The following is a 25,163-nucleotide window of genomic DNA, read 5'->3' on the forward strand; positions in this document are numbered from 1 at the left end:
TCCCGTCACCCTGGCTGTCTGGAGTCCCGGCATCCGCCGGAAGGCCGGCGGTCCGCCGACCCGGAGGGCTTCGGGAGCGACTCGCCTGGAGCCGCGACATCCGTGCCCTACCTGGGTGAAAAACTCAGAGGACGGCGCGCGCGTCGCGCACCAGCTCCTTGAAGTGCAGTGAGGCGAGGACGTCGCGGAGGGAGGCCTCACGGCCCACGCTGTGCGCCTGCGCCTGCGCCTCGCGCCAGCGGGCCATCAGCGTCCGCAGCGTGATGTACGCCAGCAGCAGCGGGAAGCCTCCCGGCAACAGGAGCACCGCCACCGCCATCACCATCCTCATCCACGCCCACACCATGACCACGGACCTCGCTGCTTTCCCTTCGTGAGTTGCGCCACTGAGATGCACGGTGCGTGCCCACGGTGCGCAAATAATTTCCCTCCCTTTTCCGCAGGGTTGGGGACCAGCGGGGCAAGAGAGCCGCGACGTGGGGGTGAGGATCCTGGCATTTTTGCCGCAGTCGCCTGAATGGCCCTCGGTTAAGTTCCGCCGCGTGAGCACCCCAGAGACGGCCAAGGTCCGCGGATTCGACAGCGTCGCGGACGCAGAGAAGCAGCTCGAGCAGGTGGGATACCTGCCTTCACCGGAGATCGCCACCGCGGCCTTCCTGGCGGACCGGATGGACAAGCCCATCCTGGTGGAGGGCCCCGCGGGCGTGGGCAAGACGGAGCTGGCGCGCGCCATGGCCGCCGCGCTGGGCCGCGAGCTCATCCGGCTCCAGTGCTACGAGGGCCTGGACGAGGCCAAGGCGCTCTACGAGTGGGAGTACGCCAAGCAGCTGCTCTACACCCAGTTGCTCAAGGACAAGATTGGGGAGATGGTGGAGGGCACCCAGTCGCTGGCGGAGGCCGCAGACCGGCTGGCGTCCGGCGACGCGGTGTTCTTCTCCGAGCGCTTCCTGTTGCCCCGCCCCATCCTGCGCGCGCAGCTGTCCGAGCGCCCCGCCCTGCTGCTGGTGGACGAGATCGACAAGGCGGACCCGGAGTTCGAGGCCTTCCTGCTGGAGGTCCTCTCCGACAACGCCGTCACGATTCCGGAGCTGGGCACGTTCCGGGCGAAGCACATCCCGCGCGTGCTGCTCACGTCCAACGCCGCGCGCGAGCTGTCGGACGCGCTCAAGCGCCGCTGCCTGCACCTGCACATCGACTTCCCGGACCGCGAGCGCGAGCTGCGCATCGTCCGCTCCCGGCTGCCCCAGGTGCCGCAGGTGCTCGCCGAGCAGGTGGTGGAGGCCGTCGCCGCCATCCGCGCGCTGGACTTGAAGAAGGCTCCCTCCATCAGCGAGACGCTGGACTGGGCGCAGAGCCTGGTGCTGCTCAACGCGGACCAGCTCACCTCGGACGTGGTGGCCTCCACGCTCAACCTCGTCCTCAAGTACGAAGGCGACATCGAGAAGGCGCGCGCCAACCTGCCGCAGATCGCCCAGGCGTGAGGTGCGTCGGGACACCCGGCTCCGCGTGAGCCGGGGCATCCGTCCACCGGTGTATGCTCGGGCGGCCCGCTCTCCTCGAGGCCCTGGCCGCTCGTGCTCCTGAAGGAACGCTTCCAGATCAACCGCCCGCTCGAGCAGCAGGAGCTGACGCTCGTGCGCGCGTGCGTGGACGGCCCCGGCCTGCTCGACGCGCGCGAGGAGGCCGTGCTGCGCACCGCGCTGTCGCTCGCGAAGCTCTACAAGGTCCAGCACGGCGGCCTCGACGTGGGCGTGGGCGCGCAGCTCACCCCTTTCCGTGAGGAGGTGGAGCGGCGGCTCGGCCCGGTGCTGAACGGCGCGAGGCCTCCCACGAGGGACAGGCTGGTGCCGCACGTGAGGGACTTGCGCGAGCACGCGGCCCGCGCGCGCGATGGAGTCCTCGCGCGACTGCGGGGACGTGTACCGCCCGAGGCGCTGGACCGGGAGCTGCGGCACAAGGAGCTCGTCATGGTGACGGGCGGCGGAGGCGGCACCGCCTTCGTGTACCTGGGCGTGATGAGCCTGCTGGCCGAGCACGCGCTGGAGCCCCGGCTGCTCGCGGGCGCGTCGATGGGCGCGGTGCTCGCGCTGATGCGCTCGCGCATGGCGCGCTTCGACCCCACGGAGATGATCAACATCGTCCGGGGCCTGTCCTTCCGGAAGCTCTTCCGCTTCATCTCCACGGAGAGCCGCTACGGCCTGCCCGCCGCGCTGCGGCTGTTCCTGCGCGCGGGCCTGGGCCGCTTCTTCGGCGCGGGCCCCGAGGGCAGCGGCATGCGGCTCAAGGACCTCCCCGTCCCCACGCTCATCGCCGTGGGCGGCATCCGTCGGGGCATGCTCCCCAGGCCGCTCGAGTATTACGAGCGCCTGCTCGGCACCAGCCCCCTGGGGCTGCTCGACCCCGTGGGGGTCGCGCGCCGCATCCAGGCCGCCATGGGCGCCATGGCCGAGCTCTTCACGCGCCCCGAAATCACGATGCGCCTGCACCTGGGCGCCGACGACGCGAGCGGCGAGTTCGACGCGCTCGACGCCGCGGGCTTCTCCTCCGCCCTGCCCGGCGTCATCCACTACGACGTGCTGCGCGAGGACCCGCGCATGCACTCGCTGCTCGACGGGCTGATGGCGCACCACGGCATCGCGCGCTTCATCGACGGAGGCCTCGTCGACAACCTCCCCGCCAAGGCCGCCTGGAAGGCCGTGGCCAAGGGGCGCATCGGCACGCGCAACACCTTCATCCTCGCGCTGGACGGCTTCGCGCCCCGCCTCGCCACGCCCTTCTGGCTGCCCCTGCAGCGGCTCGCGGCGATGACGGTGGCGCCCAACCTGCCCTACGCGCATCACATCAAGCGCTTCCCTCGCACGCTCTCACCGCTCGACGTCGTGCCCTCCGTGGAGCTCGCCTCCAAGGCCCTCCACTTCGGCCGCAAGGCCATGGCGGACGACCTGCCGTGGCTCCGCCGCATGCTGACCCCCTTGCCCGCCGTGCTCTGAATTCCGGGGAACGGCTTTCACGCTTTGACCTCATAGCGTGTGGTGGCTAGAAGGGCGGGGCAGTTCCACTTTTCAGGGCGAAGGAACCCCCGCATGAGCTCCACCTCGACCAGCGTATTGCGTGCCGACCAGATCTGGCTCGACGGCAGATTGGTGAAATGGGACGAGGGCCATGTCCATGTGATGACGCACGCCCTCCACTATGGGCTGGGCGCGTTCGAGGGCATCCGCGCGTACCGCACGCATGATGGCCGCCTGGCGGTGTTCCGCCTGCGTGAGCACATCCGCCGGCTGCTCGACTCGGCGCACATCATCATGCTGAAGATTCCGTACTCCGAGGACGAGCTGGTCGAGGCGTGCCTGGACGTGCTGCGCAAGCAGAAGGACCTGTTCGCCAACGGCGCGTACCTGCGGCCGGTGGCCTTCATGGGCGACGGCGCCATGGGCCTGGGCGCCGTCAACCCCACCCGCGTCGCCGTGACGGCGTGGGATTGGGGCGCGTACCTGGGCGACAAGGGCATCCGCGAGGGCATCCGCGCCAAGGTGAGCTCCTTCACCCGCATGCACGTCAACGTGAACATGGTGCGCGGCAAGATCTCGGGCCAGTACGTCAACTCCATCCTCGCCAAGCGCGAGGCGGTGCTCGGCGGCTATGACGAGGCCATCCTCCTGGACATCAGCGGCTTCGTGGCCGAGGCGTCCGGCGAGAACATCTTCATGGTGAACAAGAAGGGCGTCATCAAGACGCCGCCCCTGTCCTCGCCCATCCTCGACGGCATCACCCGCGACACCGTGCTGAAGATCTTGCGCGACAGCGGCCGCGAGGTGGACGAGGTCACCTTCACCCGCGACGCGCTCTACATCTGCAACGAGATCTTCTTCACGGGCACCGCCGCGGAAATCACCCCGGTGCGCGAGGTGGACGACCGCATGGTCGGCACCGGCAAGCCCGGCCCCATCGGCACCTTCGTGCAGGAGACGTACTTCCGCACCGTCCGGGGCCAGGAGCCGCGCTACGCCGAGTGGCTCACCTACGTCTGACGCTCCACCCGTCCGGCTCCCGGCGCCCCTGACGGCCCGGGAGCCCGACGTCCCTTCCTCCACCCGAGGGCCCCGACGCCCCGGTGACGGAAGACCCTCCCCCCCATCGTCGCCTGCCCTCCACCCACCGGATTGGGCTAGAAAGGCCCCGATGGCACCCGCCGGCCCCGCATACGACGACAATCCATTCAAGCTAGAGAACCCGTCCATCCTGGACATCGCCCCGGCCGAGCCGAAGACGGTGGAGGAGACGGGGCTCAAGATGGGCCTGCTCGCGGACATCGCGCTCAAGTTCCTCTACTACTCCGGTACGGGCACCGGCATGGGCATCGCCGACGAGATGCGGCTGCCGTGGCCGGGCGTCATCGAGCACGTGGTGGATTTCCTCGCCACGGAGAAGCTGGTGGACCTGCGGGGTGGCAAGGGCTTCGGCCGCGCCTCGGTGGAGTTCATCCTCACGGAGAAGGGCCGCGAGTACGCGCGCGACGCGCTCACCCGCACCACCTACGTGGGCCCCGCCCCCGTCCCCATCGAGCAGTACAACGCGCTCATCACCAGCCAGACCGAGGAGACGCCCGTCGTCAGCCAGGAGGAGCTGGTGATGGCGCTCAGCCACCTCACCGTGCCCGCGGAGCTGATGGACAAGCTGGGCCCGGCGGTGAACTCCGGCCGCTCGCTCTTCCTCTACGGCCCGCCCGGCAACGGCAAGACGAGCCTGGCCGAGGCCGTCTCCCACATGTTCGGCGGCGAGGTGTACGTCCCGCACTGCCTGGAGATCGGCAATCAGATCATCCAGGTGCATGACCACCTCATCCACACCCCCGTCCCGCTGGAGCTGGGCCGCGACACCTCCGGCCGCCGGCAGACCTTCGAGATGGACAACCGGTGGATGCTCTGCCGCAGACCCGCCGTCGTCGTCGGCGGCGAGCTCACGCTGGAGACCCTCGACCTCATCTACTCGGAGAGCACCCGCTTCTACGAGGCCCCGTTCCAGGTGAAGGCCAACGGCGGCATGCTCCTCATCGACGACTTCGGCCGCCAGAAGGTCCACCCCACGGACCTGCTCAACCGGTGGATCGTCCCCCTCGAGAAGCGCGTCGACTTCCTTACCCTGCATACCGGGAAGAAGTTTGAAATCCCGTTTGATCAGCTTCTCGTGTTTTCAACGAACCTTGATCCGAAGGAGCTGGTGGACGAGGCCTTCCTGCGGCGCATCAAGTACAAGATTGAAGTGACGAATCCGGACGAGGAGTCCTACCGGGAGATCTTCCGCCGGGTGTGCGAGGCGGCGGGAATCCCCTATGTGGACCAGGCCGTCACGTACCTCATCGAGCACTACTACAAGCCGCGGACCATGCAGCTGCGCGCCTGTCACCCCCGGGACCTGGTGGGACTCATCAAGGACGCGGCGCGCTACCGGCAGATCCCGCCCGCCCTCTCCAAGGACCTGCTCGACCAGGCGTGCGAGGTCTTCCTCGTCAATCTCTAACGGAATTCGTTGTTACAACCGTGCGGAATTTCTAGAATCCGCATGCCGTTGTATCGCTCGGCCGCACGCTATGGCCACTCTTGGGTGGCTCGGCGCAAGAAGGAGCCGCAGTCCGTGAAGGAACGCTACCAGGACATCGACGAGAAGAACGAGGCGCTGCGCGATTACCTCGAGATCTTCAAGGACAAGCAGCAGGCGCGTGACTTCCTCGAGCAGTTCGAGATGTCGTGGATCTACCACGACGCCGCGTTGGAAGGCGTGGTCTACACCCACCAGGAGCTGAAGGCCGCGCTGTATCCGCAACGCGCGAGCGCCGAGGCCTCGATGATTCCGGTGGTGCTCGAGATCCGCAACCACAAGGCCGTCTGCGACTTCATCCGCGAGGAAGCCGCGGGCGCCAAGAAGCAGGCGCAGATCACCCTCACCACCATCAAGCGGATGCACGACCTCTTCCTCGGGAACACCCCCGAGGCGCTGGCCGAGCGCGCGCGCATGGAGCGACGGGAGCGCACCGAGAAGGAGCTCGCCAAGGAGCGTGAGCGCTCGGGGCTGCGCAAGGACATGCCGCTGCACCGCACGTACTTCCACGACATCCACCAGCCCGCGAAGATCCAGCCCGCGCTGGAGAAGCTGGTGGACTACACGGCCAGCGCGGAGTTCCGCGAGTTCCACCCCATCAAGCAGGCCGCCACGGTGCAGCACATGTTCCTGCAGATCTTCCCCTTCACCGAGCACAGCGGGAAGGTGGGGCGCATGTGCAGCAACCTCATCCTGTTGCGCAACAACTACATGCCCGCGGTCATCCACTCCATCGATCGGCAGCGCTATTACGAGTGCTTCCGCGGCCCGGCGGCGCAGTTCCGCACGGTGCTGATGGACGCGATGGAGAACTCGCTCGACAACGGCGTGAAGTACTTCCGGGACCTGGGCCGCAAGTACAAGGCCATCAACAACTAGGTCCCCTCCCGCCAGGAAGACCAGGCCCCCTCCGGCCGGCAAGGCCCGCCGCCGGAAGGGCGGGCCTCCGCACCCGGGGCAGGAAGGCGTCCGGGCACCCGGTCTTCCGCCCCCGCGTGAACGTCGGCCGGGGCATCTGCAACTTTGGTGTGCGGCAGACACCCCGCACCCGCCGGCCCCTCGAAACCGGGAGCCGGAGGAAGTAAAGAAGACCACTCCATGCCCGTGACACAGTCCTTCAACAGCCGCCGTGCCCAGGGAGCCTCGGGGGGCGAGCTGACGGAGCCTCCGCCACCGCGACTGGCCCTGCTGTCGGCGCGGGACAAGCTGGAGCGGCTGCTCGAGGTGGCCAAGGGCCATCGCAAGGCGCTCATCCTCACCCACGACAACCCGGATCCGGACTCGCTGGCCGCCGCGGTGGCGCTCGCCCAACTGCTCGAGCGCCGGGCGAACCTGGAGGCCCAGGTGGGCTACGGGGGCATCATCGGCCGGGCGGAGAACATCGCCTTCGTGAAGGTGCTGCGGCTGCCCGTCTCGCACGTGTCGCAGCTGGACTTCGACGAGTACGACCTCTTCGGGCTGGTGGACACGCAGCCCAAGGTGGGCAACCACTCGCTGCCCGCGCGCATGGAGGCGCACCTGGTGGTGGACCACCATCCGCTGCGTGAGGAGAGCCTGGCCTCGCCGTTCGCGGACGTGGGCGGCGACTTCGGCGCCACGTCCACCATGCTGGTGGAGTACCTGCGCGCCGCGCGCGTGGAGCCCTCGGTGGAGGTGGCCACCGCGCTGTTCTACGGCATCAAGGCGGACACGCGCGACCTGGGCCGCGAGACGACTCAGACGGACATCGACAGCTACCTGTGGCTGTTCCCGCGCATGGACAAGTCGATGCTCGCGCAGATCGAGCACCCGGAGCTGCCGGCGCGCTACTTCCAGCTGTACCACACGGCCTTCGAGCGGGCGAAGGTGTACGGCACCGCCATCGTCACCGACCTGGAGGAGGTCTACTCCCCGGACATGGTGGCCGAGGTCGCCGAGCGGCTGATGTTCCTCGAGGGCACCAAGTGGTCGCTGGCCTTCGGCACGTACCGAAACCAGCTCTACTTCAGCCTGCGCGTGAAGGACCGGCGGATGAACGCGGGCCGGCTCATCCGGGAGATCTTCGAGGACTACGGCGGCTCGTCCGGCGGCCACGGCAGCATGGCGGGCGCGCGGCTGCCGTTGTCGGGCAAGGCGGCGCAGCGCAAGGCGCTCAAGCGCGAGCTGGTGAACCGCTTCCTCGATGCCTTCGGCGTCGCCGACGAGCGGCCCGTGTCGCTGCTGTCCGCGCAGGACTCGTGATCTACTGGGACCACAACGCCGCCGCGCCCGTGCGCGCGGAGGTGGCCTCGCTGCTCGCGCGTGCCTTTCTGCAAGGGGGCCACGGCAACGCGTCCAGCGTGCACGCGGCCGGACGCGAGGCCCGCGCCAGGCTGGATGCCGCCCGGGCCCGGGTGGCGCGGGTGCTGGGCTGCGAGCCGAAGGAAGTCTGCTTCACCGCCTCCGGCAGCGAGGCGGACGCGCTCGCGCTGGTGGGCGCCTTCCACGCGCGCCCCGTGGCGGAGCACCGCCGCGTGGTGACGTCCTCGGTGGAGCACCCCGCCCTGCTCGGCGCGGTGGCGCGGCTGGAGCAAGAGGGCGCGCAGGTGGTGCGGGTGGCGCCGGGCGCGGACGGGCGGGTGCGTGAGGAGGACCTGCTCGCGGCGCTGACGCCGGACACCGCGCTGTGCTCGCTGATGTGGGCCAACAACGAGACGGGCGTGGTGCAGCCCGCGGCGGAGCTCTCGCGCGCGTGTCGCAAGCAGGGCGTGCTCTTCCACACGGACGCGGTGCAGGCGGCGGGCAAGGTGCCGCTGTCGTTGCGCGAGGTGGTCGCGGACCTCCTGTCCCTGTCCGCGCACAAGTTCGGCGGCCCCTCGGGGGTCGGCGTGCTGGTGGTGCGCAAGGGCGTGGACGTGCGGGCCCTCACGCCGGGACACCAGGAGGGGGGCCGGCGTGGAGGGACGCAGAACATCCCGCATGCGGAAGCCCTCGCGCTCGCGCTGGAGCTTGCCGCGAGCGAGCAGCCCCAGGTGGCCTCGCGCGTCGGCGCGCTGAGAGACGCCTTCGAGCAGGCGGTGCTCGCGCAGGTGCCGGGCGTGGTGGTCAATGGCGCGGGCGCGCCGCGCGTGCCCAACACCAGCAACCTGCGCTTCGAGGGGGTCGAGGGCGAGGCGCTGCTCATCGCGTTGGACCTCGAGGGCATCTGCGTGTCGATGGGCGCCGCGTGTGCCTCCGGAACGCTGACGCCCTCGCATGTGCTCCGGGCCATGGGCCTGTCGGCGGCCGAGGCCCGAGGCAGCCTGCGCTTCAGCCTGGGCTCCGAGACACGCGAGGAGGACGTGCGACAGGTCGTCGACGCCCTGCGTCGTCATGTCCCCACCGTCAGGGCGCTCGCGGGCTGAGGCCGGCGTGGCCCGGCGTGCTTGCAAGTGCAAGGCGCGATTGACGCGGCCGCCCATCACGAGCGCGAGCATCCGGCGTTGAATGCCCCATCCCCCCTGGGGTGCATGGTCCTTGAACATGCCCGCTCCGGTGGAAACCATTCTTTCCGCTGCCGATGCACGGGGGGAACACATGGGGATGGGCTCAGGGGGGAAGCAGTGGCTGACGCATCGACTCGCGGTGCTCGCGGGTGCGCTCGCGCTCGCGTGCGCGCCGGGCTCGGGACAGGAGGACGCCTCGCCGACGGAGGACGTCACGGGGGCCGCGAGCGCGCCGACGCCGCTGTGGGACGAGGACGCGATGCCGCTCGAGGCCGCGAGTGCTTTTAGAGATCGCTGCCCGGGGCCGGAGGCGGCGCTCGGCGCCACGCTCCACGTCGCGAACCTGGGACCTCGGGATGCCGAGGCGCCGCTCGGCTCTCGCGCCAATCCCTTCACCACCATCATGGCGGCGGTGAGGGAGGCACAGCCAGGGAACATCATCCAGGTCCACGCGGGCATCTATCCGGAGCAGGTCGCCATCACGCCGCTGAAGGCGCGCGCCGGCACGGCCTCCGCGCCCATCGTGCTGCGAGGTGAGCGCGCCGCGCGCCCCATCATCGTCCCCTCCGCCACCGACGTGGGCAGCCTGGTGATGCTGAGCCAGCCCTATTGGGTGGTCGAGTTCGTCGAGGTCGACGTGCGCGAGCGGCCCTCGTTCGCGGCGTTGTTCGAGAACGACACCACGTGCACGCAGCTCACCGATTCGCTGCTCCACGGCGGGCGCGCGGGAGGTGGCGTGGTCGTCAGCGACGCCTCACGGCTGCTCATCTCCGGCAACAAGGTGCATGACTTCTCGCGATGGGGTCAGGACTCCCACGCCGTCGTGGTGAAGGGGGCGTCGCGCGAGGTCTTCATCGTGGGGAACGATTTGCATGACGCCTCGGGAGACGCCGTGCAGTGCCAGCCCAACGAGGGCCGCCCCTCCGCGCTCTTCATCGAGGGGAACCAGATGCACGACTGCGGGGAGAACGGCATCGACGTGAAGGCGTGTGACGACCTGGCCATCCAGGGCAACGTGTTCTTCCGCTTCCCGAACCTGGAGCGCTTCCCGTGGCAGGCGACGACGTCGGCGGCGGAGGCGGTGCTGGTGCACGAGGACGCCACGAACATCCGCATCATCGGCAACGCCATCTTCCTGGCGGGGAGGGGCATCTCCATCGGCGGCCTCTCCCCCGTGGACAATCCCGTCGACGTGCTGGTGAAGGGCAACGTGGTGACGGACATCTTCAACTTCGCGAACCGGGCCAATGGCCAGGGCATCCGCATCGTGCGGGCGCACCGGGTGCGGGTGCTCGACAACATCATCGAGCGGACGGAGGACTCGGGGCTGCGGCTCGCCGCGGACGAGCCGCTCGTCGTCACGGACCTGCAGGTCTACGGCAACACGCTGCGCGACATGACGAGCTTCGTGAAGCTGGGACGCGACACCGCCCGCCCCGGACTGCGGATGGACCGCAATCGCTACGAGGGGGCGGACGGCAAGTTCAGCGCCTTCGGACTCCTCTCCATCGGCACCTTCACCACCTGGCAGAACCGGCTGGCCCCCTTCAACCTGGAACAGGGCTCCTCGCTCATCACCGCCGAGCCCGACGATGGGCAATCACCGCCCATGGTCGGCGAGGAGTGACACGTCGCCCGCGGCGCGGTGAGCGGCGCCTGGGCGCTACCACGGTTGATCGGGCAGCGACTTCTCGCGCACCTCTTCGTCCGGCTGGCCGTAGCCCGGCATCCCGTCCTCGCGAGGCTCCTCGGGCCGGGCGGGCAGCCGCTCGGGCTGCTCCTCACGCGTCTTGCGCTCGGGGGCGGACTCTTCGGGCTTCGGCGGCGGGGGCTTCTGGGTGGCCATGGCGGTCCTCGCGAGGGGGCGCCGCGCGCACCTTGGCGCGGCATGCGAGGAGGTTCGTCATCCCCGCGCCCTCGTGGGACTGCCAGCGCCGAGGCGACAGCGGGGCGCGTGGCCGCTCCCCTACTCCGTGCCCGAGGAAGGCGGGGGCACCACCACCGCGGGCATGATGTCGCTGGCGCCGAACAGCCCGCGCACCACCGCGGCGATGGCCAGCGGCGTCCCCACGCGCTCGTCGTAATGCGGCGCGAGCGCCTGGGCGAAGGACTCCGCCGTGGTGAACCGGTCCTCGGGGCGCTCGGAGAAGGCGCGCCGCACGACGTCCTCGAGCGCCTCGGGAACCTCCGGACGCAGCTCGCGCAGCGGCCGGTACGCGCGGGAGCGGATGGCCTGGAAGACCTCGTCCGGCGTGGCGCCCGTGAAGGGGCGCTCCAGGGTGAGCAGCTCGTAGAGCACCACCGTCGCCGCCCACAGGTCCGCCTCCGGGCTCACCTCGCCCAGGAGCGACTCCGGGGAGAGGTAGTACGGCTTGCCCAGCACCTCCCCCTCCTGGAGCTTGCCGTCCACGAGCACGCGCGAGACGCCGAAGTCCCCCAGCTTGATCTCCCCCACGCGGGAGATGAACAGGTTCGACGGGGACACGTCGCAGTGGACGATGCCCAGCGGCTCGCCCTGCGCGCCGGTGGCGGAGTGCGCGTACGCCAGCGCCTCCAGCAGCACCTTGCCCAGGTACACCGCGAAGTCGAGCGGCAGGGGGATGCCTCGCACCTTGCAGCGGCGGAGGATCTGCCCCAGGTCCCGCCCGTCCACCAGCTCCATGACGATGAAGTAGATGCCCTCCAGCTCACCGGCATCCAACACCGTCACGATGTTCGGGTGGTGCAGCTGCTTGGACAGCTGCGCCTCGCGCGAGAACAACGTCACCGAGTCCGGGTCCGCCGTCAGCGCCGGCAAGAGTCGCTTGAGCGCGACGGTCCACCCCTCGCGCGGGCCCGACAGCACCCGCGCGCGGTACACCTCCGCCATGCCGCCCTTGCCGAGCACGGAGAGGATTTCATAGGGGCCGAAGACCCGCTGGGCTTTCGGAGGCGAAGGCGTCTGGCTCACGGGCTCGAGCTTCCGGCTCCCGCCGACTCGCGGCCCGGCGCGCGCTTGCGATTCTTCACCGTCTTCTGCACCTGCTCGATGTCCGCGGCGAGCGCCCGCACCAGCACCGCCTCCCAGGGCTTCGGACTCTCCGGCGCCCAGTTCAGCTCCAGCGCCCGGCGCAGCAGCGGCACCACGCGCCCCTTGAAGCCCTGCTGCTCCGCCGCGTACGCCTGCCACGCGTAGACGTCCGGCCGCGACGGCGGCACCGGGCGGATCCGCTCCAGGTACTCCACCGCCCGGACGGCGTTGCCCGAGCCCAGGTTGCTGGCGGCCATGCCCACCAGCGCGTCGATGTCCTTGTTGTCCTCGGCCAGCGCCGCCTCGAAGCGCGCCCGGGCCATGTCCCACTTGCCGTTCGCCAGCAGGTTCTGCCCCAGCTCCACCGGCCGGGTCCCCAGGGGCTGGGGCCGCGCCGCCGAGGCCTCCTTCGCCGGCGCCAGGGACGCCTCCACCGCATCGGGGGGCGCGGCGGGCACCTCCTCCTCGCGCTCCACCGGCTCCGCCCCCCGGACTCCGCGCAGCGTCAGCACCGAGTCCTTCAACCCGGGCGAGTGACACTTGGGCGGCAGCCGGAAGTGCGCGCTGAGCACCAGCGAGTTGGGGTTGTAGACGGCCAGCGCCGTGAAGGGCCTCACCCCCACGCAGTCCGGCGGGGGGCCCTCCAGGCAGAGCTGCACCGTGGCCACCAGGACGTTGCCCTGGAACTCTCCGGACAGGACTTCCGTGCCAGGGGCGAACTTGCAGCCACCTCCGGACCCGGCGGACAAGCCCACCAGGCGCTCGCCTTCCATGTGCAGGTCCACCTGCCCGTAGGTATCCCCCTGGTAGGGGCCTGCGAGCTTCGGTCCCGCCCAGGCGAGGCCGGAGGCGACGGAAAGAGCCGTCACGAGTCCCTTGTTTAGAAGCGAGGGCGGCATGTGCGGGGTGTGGGGGACTGCCATCATAGGGGGCCTGCGCCCGCCTTGTAAACGCGCGAGGATGCCTTGACCTCGCCGCTTCCCATCCTTATCATTTCAAAAGGTGGTCGCGAGTTTTCGCTGTAATTTCGGGACCTTGGTGGCACTGTAGCTTTGTTTCAAGGGCTGTCCCCTGCGGGGCGCGTGATGCCCAGCAGAAATTCGAACCGATACGTCCATTCCGGGGTCCGTTTCGGTCGCCATGTGCAAGCCCTCCCTCCTCACGGGGGATGAGGGAAGCCTGCGGCGGCATGATTTCGGTTCCCACCTGGCTTTTGAGGGTTCAATGGACGCTGGGCACACGGCCATGCGGCGGGGGACTTTTTCTGCGGAGCGGCGGCGGTGAGCGAGACGGTGGTGGAAGAGGCGGCGGCGGCGAGGAAGCAGACGCTGCGGGATGAGTTGACGGCGCGCCGCAAGGCGATGACGCCCGATCTCATCGATACGCGGGGTCTCAAGGTCCAATCTCGATTCCTGGCGACGAAGTATTACGAGAAGGCGCGGTACGTGGCGCTCTACGCCCCCATCAAGGGCGAGGTCCCCACGCAGGACATCCTCAAGGCGGCGCTGCAGGACGGGAAGATCGTCTGCTACCCGCTCTCCCATGTGCACGGGCGGATCCTCTCCTTCCGGGCCATCAAGTCCGAGCTGGAGCTGGAGCCCGGGCGGCTGGGCGTGAGGGAGCCGACGAACGCGTCGGATCTCATCGCGGTGGAGCAGATCGACCTGTTCGTGGTGCCGGGACTGGGCTTCACGGAGGACGGCAAGCGGCTGGGGCGCGGAGGCGGCTACTACGACGCCACCCTGCGCGCGGCGAGTCCCCGGAGCCGGCGCGTGGGACTGGCCTTCAAGGAGCAGCTCGTGTCGGTGCTGCCCACGACGGGTGACGACGTGGACATGGACCTCGTGGTGACCGAGTCCGAGGTCCACCGCGGCCTGCATCGCGAGCCAGAGTTCCTGGATACGTGAAGGTCCTCTTCATGGGAGACGTGGTGGGTCGTCCGGGGCTTCAAGCCGTCCGCGCCCTCCTGCCACGCCTGAAGGCCACCCATGGCATCGAAGTGACCATCGCCAACGCGGAGAACAGCGACCAGGGTGCCGGCATCTCTCCGGAGACGGCCGACACCCTGCTGTCCGCGGGCGTGGACCTGCTCACGAGCGGCAACCACTTCTGGTCCAAGAAATCCATCATCCCCTGGGTGACGGCGCGGCCGGACAAGCTGCTCCGGCCCGCCAACTATCCCAAGGACACCCCGGGCAAGGGCCATGGCCTGGTGACGCTCCCGGACGGGCGCGCGCTGGGGGTCATCAACCTGGAGGGTCGCGTCTTCATGCGTCCCCACGACAACCCCTTCGAGGTGGTGCTGGGGTTGGTGGAGGAGCTGAAGGCGCGCACGCCGTGCGTCCTCGTGGACATGCACTGCGAGGCCTCCAGCGAGAAGAACGCCATGGGGGCGCACCTGGACGGGCGGGTGTCCGTCGTGGTGGGCACGCACACGCACGTGCAGACGGCGGACGAGCGCATCCTCCCCGGCGGCACGGCCTTCATCACCGACGTGGGCATGTGTGGCCCGCTCGACTCCGTCATCGGGATGAAGAAGGAGCAGTCGCTGGCGCGGTTCCTGGGGCAGAAGCACGCGCCCTATGAAGTGGCCGAGCGGCTCGTCTACCTGCAGGGCGTGGTGGTGGACATCGACGACGCCACCGGCCGCGGCCGGAGCATCGAGCGCGTGCGCGTCCACCTGCCGGGTACCTGAACTTCCGGAAGCGGAAGGCTCGCGTGCAGGGCGGGGGTTTCGGTTATGGTCCGCCGGCCATGAATCAGGACGCACTGCGCAAGGCGACCCCCGAGGAGCAGTTCGAAGAAGTCACCCGCGGCACGGTGGACCTCCACTCGCCCGAGGACCTGAAGAAGAAGCTCCAGTATTCGTATGACTCGGGCAAGCCGCTGGTCATCAAGGCGGGGTTCGACCCGAGCCGGCCGGACCTGCACCTGGGCCACTCGCTGCTGCTCACGCGCATGCGGCGCTTCCAGGACTTCGGCCACTCGGTGGTGTTCCTCATCGGCGACTTCACGGCGCTGATTGGAGACCCCACGGGGCGCAACGCCACGCGCCCGGCGCTCACCCGCGACGAGGTGAAGGCGAACGCGGAGACGTACAAGCAGCAGGTCTTCAAGGTGCTGGACGCGGACAAGACGACGGTCCGCTTCAACTCCGAGTGGCTCGACAAGCTCGGCACCGAGGGGATGATCCGCCTGGCGTCGCGCTACTCGCTGCAGCGCATGCTGGAGCGCGACGACTTCAAGAAGCGCCACCGGGACAACGTCTCCATCGCCATCCACGAGCTGCTCTACCCGCTGCTGCAGGGCTACGACTCCGTGGCGCTGAAGTCGGACGTGGAGCTGGGCGCGACGGACCAGCTCTTCAACCTGCTGGTGGGCCGGCAGCTCATGCGCGAGGAGAGCATGGCCCCGCAGGTCATCATGACGGGTCCCATCCTCGAGGGCCTGGGCGCCCGCCTCATCGACGGGAAGATCGTCGGCGACAAGATGTCCAAGAGCCTGGACAACTACGTGGGCGTCAGCGAGCCGGCGGACACCATGTTCGGCAAGCTGATGAGCATCACCGACGACCTGATGTGGCGCTACTACGAGCTGCTCTCGTCGAAGACGCTCAAGGAAGTCACCGAGCTGAAGGCCAAGGTGGCCAGCGGCGAGGTGCACCCCAAGGCCGCGAAGGTGGCCTTCGCCCGGGAGATGACGGCGCGCTTCCACGACGAGGAGGCGGGCCGCAAGGCGGAGGAGGACTTCGAGAAGCGCTTCGCGAAGAAGGAGCTGTCCGCGGACGCGCTGCCCCAGGTGGACGTGTCGCTGGGCGGCGCGCCGACGCTGCCGCTGACGAAGGTGCTGGCCGAGGCGAAGCTGGTGGCGTCCTCGACCGAGGGCCGGAAGATGCTGGCCCAGGGCGGCGTGCGGGTGAACGGCGAGAAGGCCACGGACCCGAAGGCGGAGCTGTCCGCCGGCGAGTACACGCTCCAGGTGGGCAAGCTGAAGGCGGCGCGCGTCAAGCTGGCGTGAATTCCCTCCGGGGGTGGTGCGTCCCTGGTGGCCGAGGAGTGGCCCGTCCCGTCCCTCGTGTCGAGGGGCGGGGTGGGATTGGGATACAGTCCCGCGCACCATGCGTCTTTCCGCCGCCCTGAGCCTCGGTCTGCTGCTGAGCGCCCTCCCCGCCCTCGCGGGCCCGGGCGCGTTCGTCTCCGAGTCCTCCGTCGACGCGGTGGAGCAGCCCGAGTCCTCCCGCGTCGTCTTCACCGTGGAGGCTGGGAAGACGTATCCGTTGCTCAAGAAGGGCGGCCCTGCCCGGGCGTGGTGCAAGCTGCGGGGCCCCTCCGCCGAGGGCTGGGTGCTGTGCGAGGGCGCCGAGGAGTCCGCGGCCCCTTCGGCGCCGAGCGCGGCCACGCTGGCGGCGGCGGACCGGGCGGATGCGTCCGAGCGCGCACGCAGTCGCGAGAAGCAGCTGGCGGAGCGTGAAGAGGAGAACCGCGCGCCTGTCGTCGTCACCGCCCCGAGCGCCGAGGCTCCCCGGTATGCCGCCGAGACGAAGCCCGCCGTGTCGTGGAAGCCGGCCACGGGCTGCGCCACGACGTGCTCGCGAGAGCCGCTGTTCGCCACGCCCCCTCCCCTGTCGGCGATGGACCGGGAGGTGTTGGATTTGTGCCCCGCGCGGCCGGACGTGAGCGTGAGCGCGGCGGACGTGCGGCGCTTCGTCGCCCGGCACTACGACGACTCGCGGCTCCAGACGGCGCTGTCCGCGGCGGGGCGCCCTGGCAACCGGCAGGCGAACATCGACTGGCTGACGAGCCTGTGGGTGAGCACGGGGCCGCGCAACGCCTTCACGCACGTGTTCTGTGGGGACGACTGGCAGCGCGGTCCCATTGGCGGGCTGCACTTCCTGCCGCGCTACGCCCAGCTCGAGGCGGAGGGACGCATCTGCTACGGCGGCCCGGTGCGCGGAGGTTCCGCGAAGACGAAGGAGCAGTACCTCATCCGCTTCCAGGGCGTGGCCCCGTGGTCCTGTGGCGAGAAGCGCGTGGGCGGGTTCACCGACTCGCAGGACGCGGTGGGTCTGATGTCGATCGGGACGCGGGCCTTCGCGCGCTGCTGCGCTCGGGATGGGGCGAAGAAGGAAGGTGGCGTGTACGCCGCGAAGGACCTGGGCAACACGCGCTGGCAGATCTGGTGCGGCACGCGCAACGGCACCTACGGCATCGCGACGCTGCACCCCACGGACAACGCCGCCACCTGCGGCGAGTAGCCGCTTGGCAGCACCGAAGGCTTCGCCACACGCCCCCCCACCGACAACGCCGCCGCCTGCGGCGAGGAGCCGCTCCGTTCGCGGACCACCTCGAGAGGCACACGATGTGCCTCATGGCGCCACTCCGCCATCCCACGGACCACGCCGCCTCCCGCGGTGAGTAGCCGCTCAGCTCGCGGACTGCCTCGACAGGCACGCGCCTCATGGGGCCACTTCAGCAGTCGCACGTCCCCTGGTCACCACGGCCCCTCTCAGGGACGCGGAAGCTCGCGCCTGGACGGACCAGGCGGCCACCGCCGCGAGGTCGATGACGTCCCCGACAGTGCCCTCAGGGCGCGACGTACTCGCGTGGCCGGTAGCCCAGCCGGGTGACCTCGAGCTGCCCGTGCGCGAGCGGGTCCTGGAACACGCAGACCAGGTCGGTCCTGTCCTCGCAGGCCGAGGGCACCATCCACTTGGTGATGCGCTGGATGAGCTCGTCGGTCATCGTCCTGTCCGCGAAGCGCTCGTAGCGGACATGGATGAAGCGCGACAGCGCCAGAGGTGCCATCCACGACGTCGTCGCCGCGGTGATGGGGAAGATGTCCACGCCGAAGCTGTCCACCTGGAGCCACGGCGTCGCGTTGTGTGGGAAGGGGCGCGTCGGGAGCACGCCGCTGTTCACGTATACATCGACGTCCTCGCGCGAGGGCCACCCTTCCAGCTTCGATGTGTCCCCTCGCCCCGACTCATCGAGTCCTGACTCGAGCGCCGTGAAGAAGCCCACGCGAAGCCGGTTCGGGTACTCCGCCGACGGGTAGTCGTAGGGGTAATCCAGCGGGTCCGTGGCGTCGATCGCCGCCTGCGCGGTGAAGACGCCGGGGGTCGCGAAGAGCACCTGCGCGATGGGGGCGTAGGCGGCCAGCTTCGCGCGGAGGACCTCCACTCCCGGCGCCTCTCCCGAGCAGTACCGGGGCCAGGCGCGCCGCAGGGAGTCGACCGTCTCGCCCAGGCTCAGGTTCACGAAGCGGACGCCATGTCGCTCGATGACGCCCCGCAGCCCCGTGGCCGCGCGCTGAGCCCTGCCCCTCAGTCGCTCCAGGGCGCCCGGCTCACCCGCGGGCTCGCAGAACTCCGAGCGCGACAGTTCATACAGGCCCGGATGGTCCATCACGACGATGGGCTGCCGGGGATTGGCCTCCACCAACAGGGAGAACACCGTGCTGCCGTGTCCCACGCTCTGTCGCCCCTGCTCGGGATAGTGGGCCCGCAGCGGCTCCGCCAGCGCGCGCAACGCCTCGGCCGGGATGAAGTCCTCGGTGGCGAACGTGGTCAGTGCCTCGTGGAACCTGGGGGGAACCAGCCACCCCGGGTCCGCCGCGACGACGTCACCGCCCTCCAGCGCCCGGTAGTACCCGAGGAGTCGATTGCGATAGCGCAGCGCCCTCGCGGGCAACGTCGGGAAGTCGTCGACGATGAGCAGCGCCTCGCCCGTGCTGTCCTTCATGGCGAAGTCGCGCGTCGGCGCGAACGGCACCGTCACGCGGGGACAGCCGCGGGTGTCCTCCCCCTGGTAGCACGTATCCGAGAGGATCTCCGTCCTCAGGGCCTCCAGTCGCGCGGCGCGCTCGGGAGACAGCCGGTACTCGGGCGCGGGCCTCTCCGCACCACCGTCGGAGCACGCCACACCGAGACACAGCAGCAGCCACCCACCCGACCGACACAGACCGCGCGACAAGGACATGACGACACTCGCTCCCAGGGGACCCGGGCCCGCCCGGCCCGGGCCCTGGAGCGAGCCTACTTCGCGGCCCCCACCGTGATCACCGCTCCCGACGAGTACGCGGTGAACTCCGGCGCGTACATGGACTGCACGGTGGCGGGCCCCACGCGGAACGTCCCCGCCATGTTGGCGCGCAGCCGGTACTTGAAGGTGTATTCACCCGCGGGCAGCCACTCGAAGAAGAAGTTCGAGCCCGAGTCCCGCGTCTCCTCGTACCAGACGATGCCCAGGTCCCACCGGTGCCGCGACTGCGCGTTCTCCGGCTCCAGGCCCGCCGCGCGCGGATCCCTCAGGTGGACGTACTCCGCCGCGTGCTTGGTGCGCAGTGACAGCTGCACCTCCACCTCGTCACCCGGGGCAATCATCGCCCCTTCCTTCAGCGACTGGAGCACCACCTGCTTGCCCTCGCGCTCGCGACGGAAGTAGCGCCGCGACACCTGGAAGAAGTCACCCCGGTCCTCGTCCGGCAGCTTCTCCGTGGAGAAGTGCCACGTGGCCGACGCGAAGGCGAAGCCCTGGGTCGTCTTCTCCACCACCACGCTGCTCATGGTCTCCGGCTGGAGCTCCGGCCCGGGCACCACGACCTGGTTCTTCTTCCCCGTGTACGCGTCCGGCGCGAACTCCATCCGCACCACGCGCGGGCCCACCGTCACCTTCGCGTCCTCGCGGATTCCCAGCGCACCCTCGGCCTCCAGGTACTTCACCAGCGCGTAGAGCGCCTCGGCCGTGGCCCGCGTGGACTTCCAGTGGTTGAGCTTCTTGTCGAGCAGCAGCCACTGCACCAGTCCCTCGCGTCGGGAATCCTTCGGCCGCAGCTCCGTCAGCGTGCGCAGCGCGAAGGCGTGCGTCTCCGTGGTGTCGTTGTACCAGAGCCAGCTGCGGTCCTCGGGGGCCCAGTACGTGCCCAGCTCCTCGCTCGTCTTCGCCGAGTCCATCACGCTGTCCCAGACCTTCAGCGCGTCCGGGTTGCGCCCGGCGCGCTTGAGCGTCAGGGCCAGGTAGCCCTTCAGGTACGGCGAGTGCTTCTTCCAGTGCGTGAAGCTGAAGGCGAGCATCGCCTTGCGCTCGTCCTCGGTCAGCGCGTCGCCCGTGTAGCTCGCGTTCGGATAGTTGGACGCCACGTAGTTGAGGAAGGTGAGGAACTCCCAGCCCACCCCCTTCTTCATCAGCTTCTCGGAGTACTCCTCGCGGTAATGCCGGGCCACGTACTCCCAGGCACGGCTCGTCATGTCCGCCGGGACCTCCACGCCGTACTCCATGGCGCGCGACAGGCCGTGCAGGATGTAGAGCGTCATGTACGGCGACGGCGGGCCACCCGGCCACCAGGGGAAGCCGCCGCTGGACGTCTGCGCCTTGCGCAGCTTCGCCATCGCCGAGTCCCGCTCCGCCCGAGCCACCTTCGGGTCCAGCACCTTCACCAGGCCCGCGTTGCCCTCGCGGCCGCCCTTGGCCAGCTCGAGCCAGGGCGTCTCCTCCAGGGCCATCTTCCGGTTCGGGTCCACCGCGTCCCAGGTCTCGAACTGGGTCTCCCGCTGGCTCATCTCCTTCGCCATCTTCGCGACGGCCGGGTACTTGTCGTAGAGGCTGCCCAGGATGCCGGAGGACACGAAGCGGTTGAGCGTCTGCTCCGAGCACTCGTAGGGGTAGTCCACCAGGTAAGGCAGCGCCTGGAGCGCGGAGTAGAAGAGCTGCGTGTCCACCGTGACGACGAGCTGCTCGTTCACCCGCGTGGAATCTCCGCCCTTCTTCAAGTCGTCGAAGCGCATCGTCTTCGAGCCCGGTCCCTTGAGCGTCACGAAGCGCGACTGCGCCAGGTGCACGCGGCCGGGAAGCACGGGCAAGGGCCGCAGCTCTCCGTCGCTCAAATCCCCGGAGCGGGCCTCCACGCGGAAGGCCACCTGTCCCACGCGCGTCGGCGTGGTGAGCGGGAAGCGCAGGCTGGTCCCCCGCCCCGCCGCCACCGTGAAGGCCTGCGACGCGTTCTTCACGCCGAACTCCGACAGCAGGCTCTTGCGAGTATCCGGGTCGACGATGTCCAGCGTGAGCGTGCCCTGCTTCTGCTGCTCGGAGGCGTTGTTCACCACCACCTCCAGCACCGCGCGGTCTCCCTCGCGCAGGAAGCGCGGCACATACGGCCGCACCATCAGCTCCTTGATGCTGCGCGTGGTGCGCTGGGCCGAGCCCCCCTTCAAGTCCCTCGTGAGGCCGTGGACCCAGACATTCCAGGCCGTCACCGAGTCGGGCACCGTGAACTCCAACGACGCGGACCCGTCGTTGCCCGTGATGAGGTGCGGCACCCAGAACGCCGTCTCCGCGAAGTTGGAGCGCAGCCCGCTGGACGGCGCCTCGGCCTGACCGCCGCCCGGGTTGGGCTTCTCGGCCTTCGCCTTCTGCTCCATCGGCGGCGCCGGAGGAGGCGGCGGAGGAGGAGCCCCCGGAGCATCCTGCTCGCGCATCACCCTCGACTCGTTCCGGACCATCTCCGGAGCCGCCGCGGACGGACTGGCGACCCCCCCGAAGCTCATGCGCGAGGACCGGTGCCGACGCCCGGGTCCTCCCACGCCGTAGCCGTCATCGAACCGCAGCCGGTCCGACGAAGGCTGCGTCCACGAGGAGAACTCTCCGTAACCCTGTGACACCAGCCACTGGGCATGCGACATGGACAGCGAGGTCCCCAGCTCCACCGCCGTCGCGCGGTTGGGATAGAGGCTGGAGGCGCTCGGCGGCGAGTGCGGCGCGAACAGGTCCAGCGACTGGTCGTACATATACGCGAGCAGCTCCGCGGCGCCCGCCTCCACCTTCGCGCCCTTCGGGCCCTTCACCGTCACGCGCCAGGTCTCCTTCGCGCCGGGGCGGATCTTGTCGCGGAACGTGGAGAACTCCAGCTGCAGCTCCTTGTTGTCCCACGGGACGAAGACGTGCTCGGTGAAGCGCACGAACTGCCAGTCACGCACGGCCACGAGCACCGCGGTGAAGCCGCCGCGCATCGCCTCCGTCACCGGAATCTCCACCACCGACGCGCCCTCGCCCGCCACCAGCGCCTTGCGCAGGATGCGCGTGTCTCCCTGGTACAGGTCCAGCATCAGCGGCTGTCCTTCGAAGCCGGACGTGGCCAGCAGCCGCGCCTTCTCGCCCACGCGCACCGAGGACCGCTCCACCACCAGCGCCGCGGCGAGCTCGGCCGGCGACTTCGTTCCGGCCACCAGCAGCTCGCGCGCCACGGTGAAGGTCTGCCCGAAGGCATCCTTCGTCTCGTAGTGCAGCCGATAGGCGCCCGCCTCGAGCGCGGGCAGCGTCACCTTGGCCACGCCGTCCTGACCGTGCTGGACACTGCCCTTGGCGCGCTCCGCGCCATCCGCCCAACGGGCCAGCACCGACTCGGGCTTGTAGTCCTGCGCCCAGCGCGGCTGGAGCGCGTCCCCCGGCGTGGGCGAAGGCGCGGCGGCGGGGTCTTCCTTCAGGTTCGGCGGCGTGGGAATCGGCTCGTCCGCCGGCAGCAGCGGCTGCGCGGGCTGCTTGAGCGCCACCAGGCGCCAGCGTCCCTCACCGGGCTGCGGCGCGCCGTCCAGCGTGGAGCGGACCAGCCGCACCTCCGACTTCGCGCCCTGGGAGAGGAAGCCCGTGTCCGTCTCCACGCGGCCCTCCACCGCGACGAAGCCCAGGCGGAACGCCCGCTCCGCCGAGCGCGTCTCGCCGCCCTCGTCGGTGGCATCCGCCTCCACGCGGTAGCGCCACGTCAGCCCGGGCGTGCTCGCGGAGCGCTCGTCCGCCTCCGGCGTGAACGTGATGTCGAAGCCGCCGTCCTCCTTCACCGACGACGAGCCCGCGGCGACCAGCTGCCGCTGCTGCGAGATGAAGCGCGTGTCGTACCACCACCACCAGGGCAGCACCGGCTCGCGGTACGCGCGCCAGCGCACCGTGCCGGACGCCACGGGCAGCCCGAAGTAGTAGCGCGCTTCGCCCTTGAAGGTCGCCGGCCGGTTGAGCCGCATCGGCGAGTCCGGGTCCTTCAGCGTCACCTCGAAGGTCGGCCGCTTGTACTCCTCCACGCGCACCGCCGCGCTGCCACCCGACTCGACCTGGACCTGCCACGCGCCCAGCAGCCGGCCCGTGGGAATGGTGAACTCGCCCGCCGCCGAGCCGAAGTCGTTCGTGCGGACCTCCTTCGACGCGACCTCCTGGTAGTTCGGGTCCATCAGCCGCACCTTCACCGAGGTGTGCGGCATCGTCTCGTAGCGCGACTGGCTCGTCTGTCCGCTGTACGCCACCACCTTCCACTGCAGCTTCTGCAGCGGCCGGTAGACGCTGCGGTCCGTGAAGACGAGCGACGACACGACCTGCTGCGGCTCCGAGAAGGGATAGAAGTTCACCCCGTTGAGCAGCATCAGCGCGGACTTCCCCTCGCCCAGCACCACGATGTAGCTCTGGTAGTTCTGGCCCTTGGGCGCGTCGAACGACACCTCGCCCTGGGCATTGCTCTTCGCCCGGGCCACGGTGCGCGGGCCCTGGCGGTAGTCCATCTGGACCAGACGCACGGCCACGTCCGGCGCGGCGACGCCCGTGTCGCCCTTCACGATGCGCGCGTCCACGCCCCGGCCGCGGATGTTGCGGGTGATGGCCACCCACGGCGTCACCGACAGGAACGACGCCTGGATGCGGTTGCCCTTCTCACGAAAGTCCTCCCGCGCGGACGCGACGATGACGTACGTGCCCACGTCCTTCAGCGGCGGCGTGACGAAGGTGCGGTGCGGCTGGAAGTCGGGCGTGGCGGGCAGCTGCGTGGTCCACGTGGCCACGGGCTTCGTGCTCCGGACGAGGCGCAGGAGCGCGTCCCCGTACGGCAGCAGGTTGTAGTCGTCGATCTTCTTCAGCCGCGCCTCGACATCCAGCGGGTACGCCCGGAAGTGGAGCGCCGGCACGTTGCGGTGCGTGACCTCCACCGAGCGACGGTTCGCGCCGTCCGACTGCATGGAGACGACACGGAAGTCCGGCGCCTCCAGCGACTCCACCAGCGTCCGGCACCGCGAGGCGCCCAGCGACTTGGGGAACGCCGCCATGCCCGCCTTGCCGAGCGCGTGCGCCCGCACCGCGTGGCCCGCCGCGTTCTCCTGCTCCGCCAGGAGCCCCTGCCCCATGGACCACCAGGGCACGTCCTTGAACCCCGCCAGGTGCGCGGTCAGGTGCTCGCGGATGCGCGCGCGGTCCTCCGCGTCGGTGATGTGCTGATGCAGGACCTCGTAGCGACGCAGCCGCGCCTCCAGCGCCGCCTCGCGCCGTCCGCCCGCGCGGTGCCAGGACTCCAGATCCCCCAGCACCGCGGCCACCTTCACCAGCGGGTGGATGTTCGGGTCCGTCAGGTCCACCACCGGCGTGCCCTCCAGCAGCGAGCGCAGGTCCAGCTTGAAGACCTCGTTGGCCTGCTCGGGCAACCAGTGCGTGCTGTCGGCGAGCAGCTCCACGCGCAGGTACGTGACGGCGTCGCGCAGCGTGGGCCGGATGCCTTCCGGGTACGTGTTCAGCTGCAGGTACTCGGACAGCGCCTTCACCGGCTCCTGGCCCAGCGCCTGCCGCTGCTTCCAGAGGTCCTCGTACGCGCGCTGCGCCTCGGTGATGAGCTGCGAGTACGTCCACGCCTTCAGGTCCACCGGCCCCGAGGACGCCACCTGCTCGCGCTGCCGGACCTCCCAGCTGTAGACGCGCGCGTACGTGACGAGCGAGTTGGCGTAGTAGAGGTTCAGCGCGGCGCGAGACAGCTGCCCCTTGGGCCAGGGCTCCTCGCGCAGGAAGCGCACCGCCGTCTCGTACCCGTGCAGCGCCCTGCGCAGGCGCACCGTGCGGAGCAGCGCGCGCGTCCACTCGGCCTCGTCCTGACCTTCACGCGCCTTGATGAGCCGGGCCTCCGCGCCCTTCGCGGCGGCCTCGTACTGCTGATTCGACTCCAGCGCGTCGATGTCCTTCCACGAGGGAGGCGCCTTCGCCGCCGCGGCGCCGAGCGCGGGCGGGGCGAAGAGCAGCAGGGACACGAACAACAGCGCGACAGTGGATGCCCAGGTGCGAAGGGTGTGGTGCATGGTCGGCACTCTAGACACAGGTGGC

Annotated in this window: 18 protein-coding genes and 1 other RNA gene; 13 read left to right on the plus strand and 6 right to left on the minus strand. The window is 69.8% G+C overall.

The genetic code is table 11. The annotated features are described in order from the left end of the window. Positions 1-124: 124 nt before the first annotated feature. Positions 125-331: a hypothetical protein gene (locus tag K8625_RS30335; RefSeq protein ID WP_223750048.1), complete on the minus strand. Its 207-nt coding sequence runs from the start codon at positions 329-331 to the stop codon at positions 125-127. Positions 332-542: 211 nt separating this feature from the next. On the opposite strand from K8625_RS30335, the gene K8625_RS30340 reads away from it, so the two are divergent. The 8 genes from K8625_RS30340 (at position 543) to K8625_RS30375 (ending at position 10,668) form a co-directional block, all read left to right on the plus strand. After that, entirely contained in the window at positions 543-1,481 is a 939-nt protein-coding gene (locus K8625_RS30340; RefSeq protein ID WP_141322822.1) for a MoxR family ATPase, read from the plus strand. 93 nt (positions 1,482-1,574) lie between these two features. Beyond that, positions 1,575-2,990 carry a patatin-like phospholipase family protein gene (locus K8625_RS30345; protein ID WP_223750049.1) on the plus strand — a complete coding sequence of 472 codons (1,416 nt, stop codon included), beginning with the start codon at positions 1,575-1,577 and terminating at the stop codon, positions 2,988-2,990. A gap of 93 nt (positions 2,991-3,083) precedes the next feature. After that, the gene (locus tag K8625_RS30350; protein WP_223750050.1) at positions 3,084-4,031 is read left to right on the plus strand and encodes a branched-chain amino acid transaminase; all 948 of its coding nucleotides are present in this window, start codon (positions 3,084-3,086) and stop codon (positions 4,029-4,031) included. A gap of 151 nt (positions 4,032-4,182) precedes the next feature. Further along, complete coding sequence (locus K8625_RS30355) at positions 4,183-5,520, plus strand: AAA family ATPase (RefSeq protein WP_141322819.1); 1,338 nt, start codon at positions 4,183-4,185, stop codon at positions 5,518-5,520. A gap of 114 nt (positions 5,521-5,634) precedes the next feature. Beyond that, positions 5,635-6,477 (plus strand): Fic family protein, encoded by an 843-nt coding sequence (locus K8625_RS30360; protein ID WP_141322818.1) that lies wholly within the window; start codon positions 5,635-5,637, stop codon positions 6,475-6,477. Between the two features lie 219 nt (positions 6,478-6,696). Then, complete coding sequence (locus K8625_RS30365; RefSeq protein ID WP_223784676.1) at positions 6,697-7,818, plus strand: bifunctional oligoribonuclease/PAP phosphatase NrnA; 1,122 nt, start codon at positions 6,697-6,699, stop codon at positions 7,816-7,818. Next, a complete protein-coding gene (locus tag K8625_RS30370; RefSeq protein ID WP_223784677.1) occupies positions 7,815-8,960 on the plus strand; it encodes a cysteine desulfurase family protein in 1,146 nt (381 codons plus the stop codon). The genes K8625_RS30365 and K8625_RS30370 overlap by 4 nt, the downstream gene beginning before the upstream one ends. 178 nt (positions 8,961-9,138) lie before the next feature. Then, positions 9,139-10,668, plus strand: a complete 1,530-nt coding sequence (locus K8625_RS30375; protein WP_223784678.1) for a right-handed parallel beta-helix repeat-containing protein — start codon at positions 9,139-9,141, stop codon at positions 10,666-10,668. A gap of 36 nt (positions 10,669-10,704) precedes the next feature. On the opposite strand, the gene K8625_RS30380 is transcribed toward K8625_RS30375, so the two are convergent. From K8625_RS30380 to K8625_RS44600, 3 genes are all read right to left on the minus strand, one after another. Beyond that, positions 10,705-10,887, minus strand: coding sequence for a hypothetical protein (locus K8625_RS30380; protein WP_223750054.1), 183 nt, complete (start codon positions 10,885-10,887; stop codon positions 10,705-10,707). Positions 10,888-11,007: 120 nt separating this feature from the next. Beyond that, positions 11,008-11,991 carry a serine/threonine-protein kinase gene (locus K8625_RS30385; RefSeq protein WP_223750055.1) on the minus strand — a complete coding sequence of 328 codons (984 nt, stop codon included), beginning with the start codon at positions 11,989-11,991 and terminating at the stop codon, positions 11,008-11,010. Beyond that, complete coding sequence (locus tag K8625_RS44600) at positions 11,988-12,920, minus strand: lipopolysaccharide assembly protein LapB (RefSeq protein WP_223750056.1); 933 nt, start codon at positions 12,918-12,920, stop codon at positions 11,988-11,990. Before K8625_RS44600 ends, K8625_RS30385 begins: the two co-directional genes overlap by 4 nt. 196 nt (positions 12,921-13,116) lie before the next feature. On the opposite strand from K8625_RS44600, the gene ssrS reads away from it, so the two are divergent. From ssrS to K8625_RS30415, 5 genes are all read left to right on the plus strand, one after another. Beyond that, positions 13,117-13,312: non-coding RNA, 6S RNA (gene ssrS / locus K8625_RS30395), on the plus strand. A 19-nt stretch (positions 13,313-13,331) separates the two neighbouring features. Further along, positions 13,332-13,958, plus strand: a complete 627-nt coding sequence (locus tag K8625_RS30400) for a 5-formyltetrahydrofolate cyclo-ligase (protein ID WP_141322811.1) — start codon at positions 13,332-13,334, stop codon at positions 13,956-13,958. Continuing rightward, positions 13,955-14,746, plus strand: coding sequence for a TIGR00282 family metallophosphoesterase (locus K8625_RS30405; RefSeq protein ID WP_141322810.1), 792 nt, complete (start codon positions 13,955-13,957; stop codon positions 14,744-14,746). The genes K8625_RS30400 and K8625_RS30405 overlap by 4 nt, the downstream gene beginning before the upstream one ends. A 59-nt stretch (positions 14,747-14,805) precedes the next feature. After that, positions 14,806-16,068, plus strand: a complete 1,263-nt coding sequence (tyrS, locus tag K8625_RS30410; protein WP_223750057.1) for a tyrosine--tRNA ligase — start codon at positions 14,806-14,808, stop codon at positions 16,066-16,068. A 100-nt stretch (positions 16,069-16,168) separates the two neighbouring features. Next, positions 16,169-17,305, plus strand: coding sequence for an EndoU domain-containing protein (locus K8625_RS30415; RefSeq protein WP_223784679.1), 1,137 nt, complete (start codon positions 16,169-16,171; stop codon positions 17,303-17,305). A 328-nt stretch (positions 17,306-17,633) separates the two neighbouring features. Here the strand turns inward: K8625_RS30415 and K8625_RS30420 are convergent, their stop codons facing one another. Then, positions 17,634-19,028 (minus strand): hypothetical protein, encoded by a 1,395-nt coding sequence (locus K8625_RS30420; RefSeq protein ID WP_223784680.1) that lies wholly within the window; start codon positions 19,026-19,028, stop codon positions 17,634-17,636. A gap of 56 nt (positions 19,029-19,084) precedes the next feature. Beyond that, positions 19,085-25,138: an alpha-2-macroglobulin gene (locus K8625_RS30425; protein WP_223784681.1), complete on the minus strand. Its 6,054-nt coding sequence runs from the start codon at positions 25,136-25,138 to the stop codon at positions 19,085-19,087. Between the last annotated feature and the right edge of the window lie 25 nt (positions 25,139-25,163).

The organism is Myxococcus sp. AS-1-15, from assembly GCF_020037055.1.
In the GTDB taxonomy this organism is placed as follows: Bacteria; Myxococcota; Myxococcia; order Myxococcales; family Myxococcaceae; genus Myxococcus; species Myxococcus fulvus.

Excerpts from the sequence above, each read along its gene's own strand:
- K8625_RS30415 (WP_223784679.1), top strand. The coding sequence starts at position 16,169 with ATGCGTCTTTCCGCCGCCCTGAGCCTCGGTCTGCTGCTGAGCGCCCTC.
- K8625_RS30420 (WP_223784680.1), bottom strand. The coding sequence starts at position 19,028 with ATGTCCTTGTCGCGCGGTCTGTGTCGGTCGGGTGGGTGGCTGCTGCTG.
- K8625_RS30380 (WP_223750054.1), bottom strand. The coding sequence starts at position 10,887 with ATGGCCACCCAGAAGCCCCCGCCGCCGAAGCCCGAAGAGTCCGCCCCC.
- tyrS (WP_223750057.1), top strand. The coding sequence starts at position 14,806 with ATGAATCAGGACGCACTGCGCAAGGCGACCCCCGAGGAGCAGTTCGAA.
- K8625_RS30425 (WP_223784681.1), bottom strand. The coding sequence starts at position 25,138 with ATGCACCACACCCTTCGCACCTGGGCATCCACTGTCGCGCTGTTGTTC.
- K8625_RS30365 (WP_223784676.1), top strand. The coding sequence starts at position 6,697 with ATGCCCGTGACACAGTCCTTCAACAGCCGCCGTGCCCAGGGAGCCTCG.
- K8625_RS30355 (WP_141322819.1), top strand. The coding sequence starts at position 4,183 with ATGGCACCCGCCGGCCCCGCATACGACGACAATCCATTCAAGCTAGAG.
- K8625_RS30375 (WP_223784678.1), top strand. The coding sequence starts at position 9,139 with ATGGGCTCAGGGGGGAAGCAGTGGCTGACGCATCGACTCGCGGTGCTC.
- K8625_RS30350 (WP_223750050.1), top strand. The coding sequence starts at position 3,084 with ATGAGCTCCACCTCGACCAGCGTATTGCGTGCCGACCAGATCTGGCTC.
- K8625_RS30335 (WP_223750048.1), bottom strand. The coding sequence starts at position 331 with ATGAGGATGGTGATGGCGGTGGCGGTGCTCCTGTTGCCGGGAGGCTTC.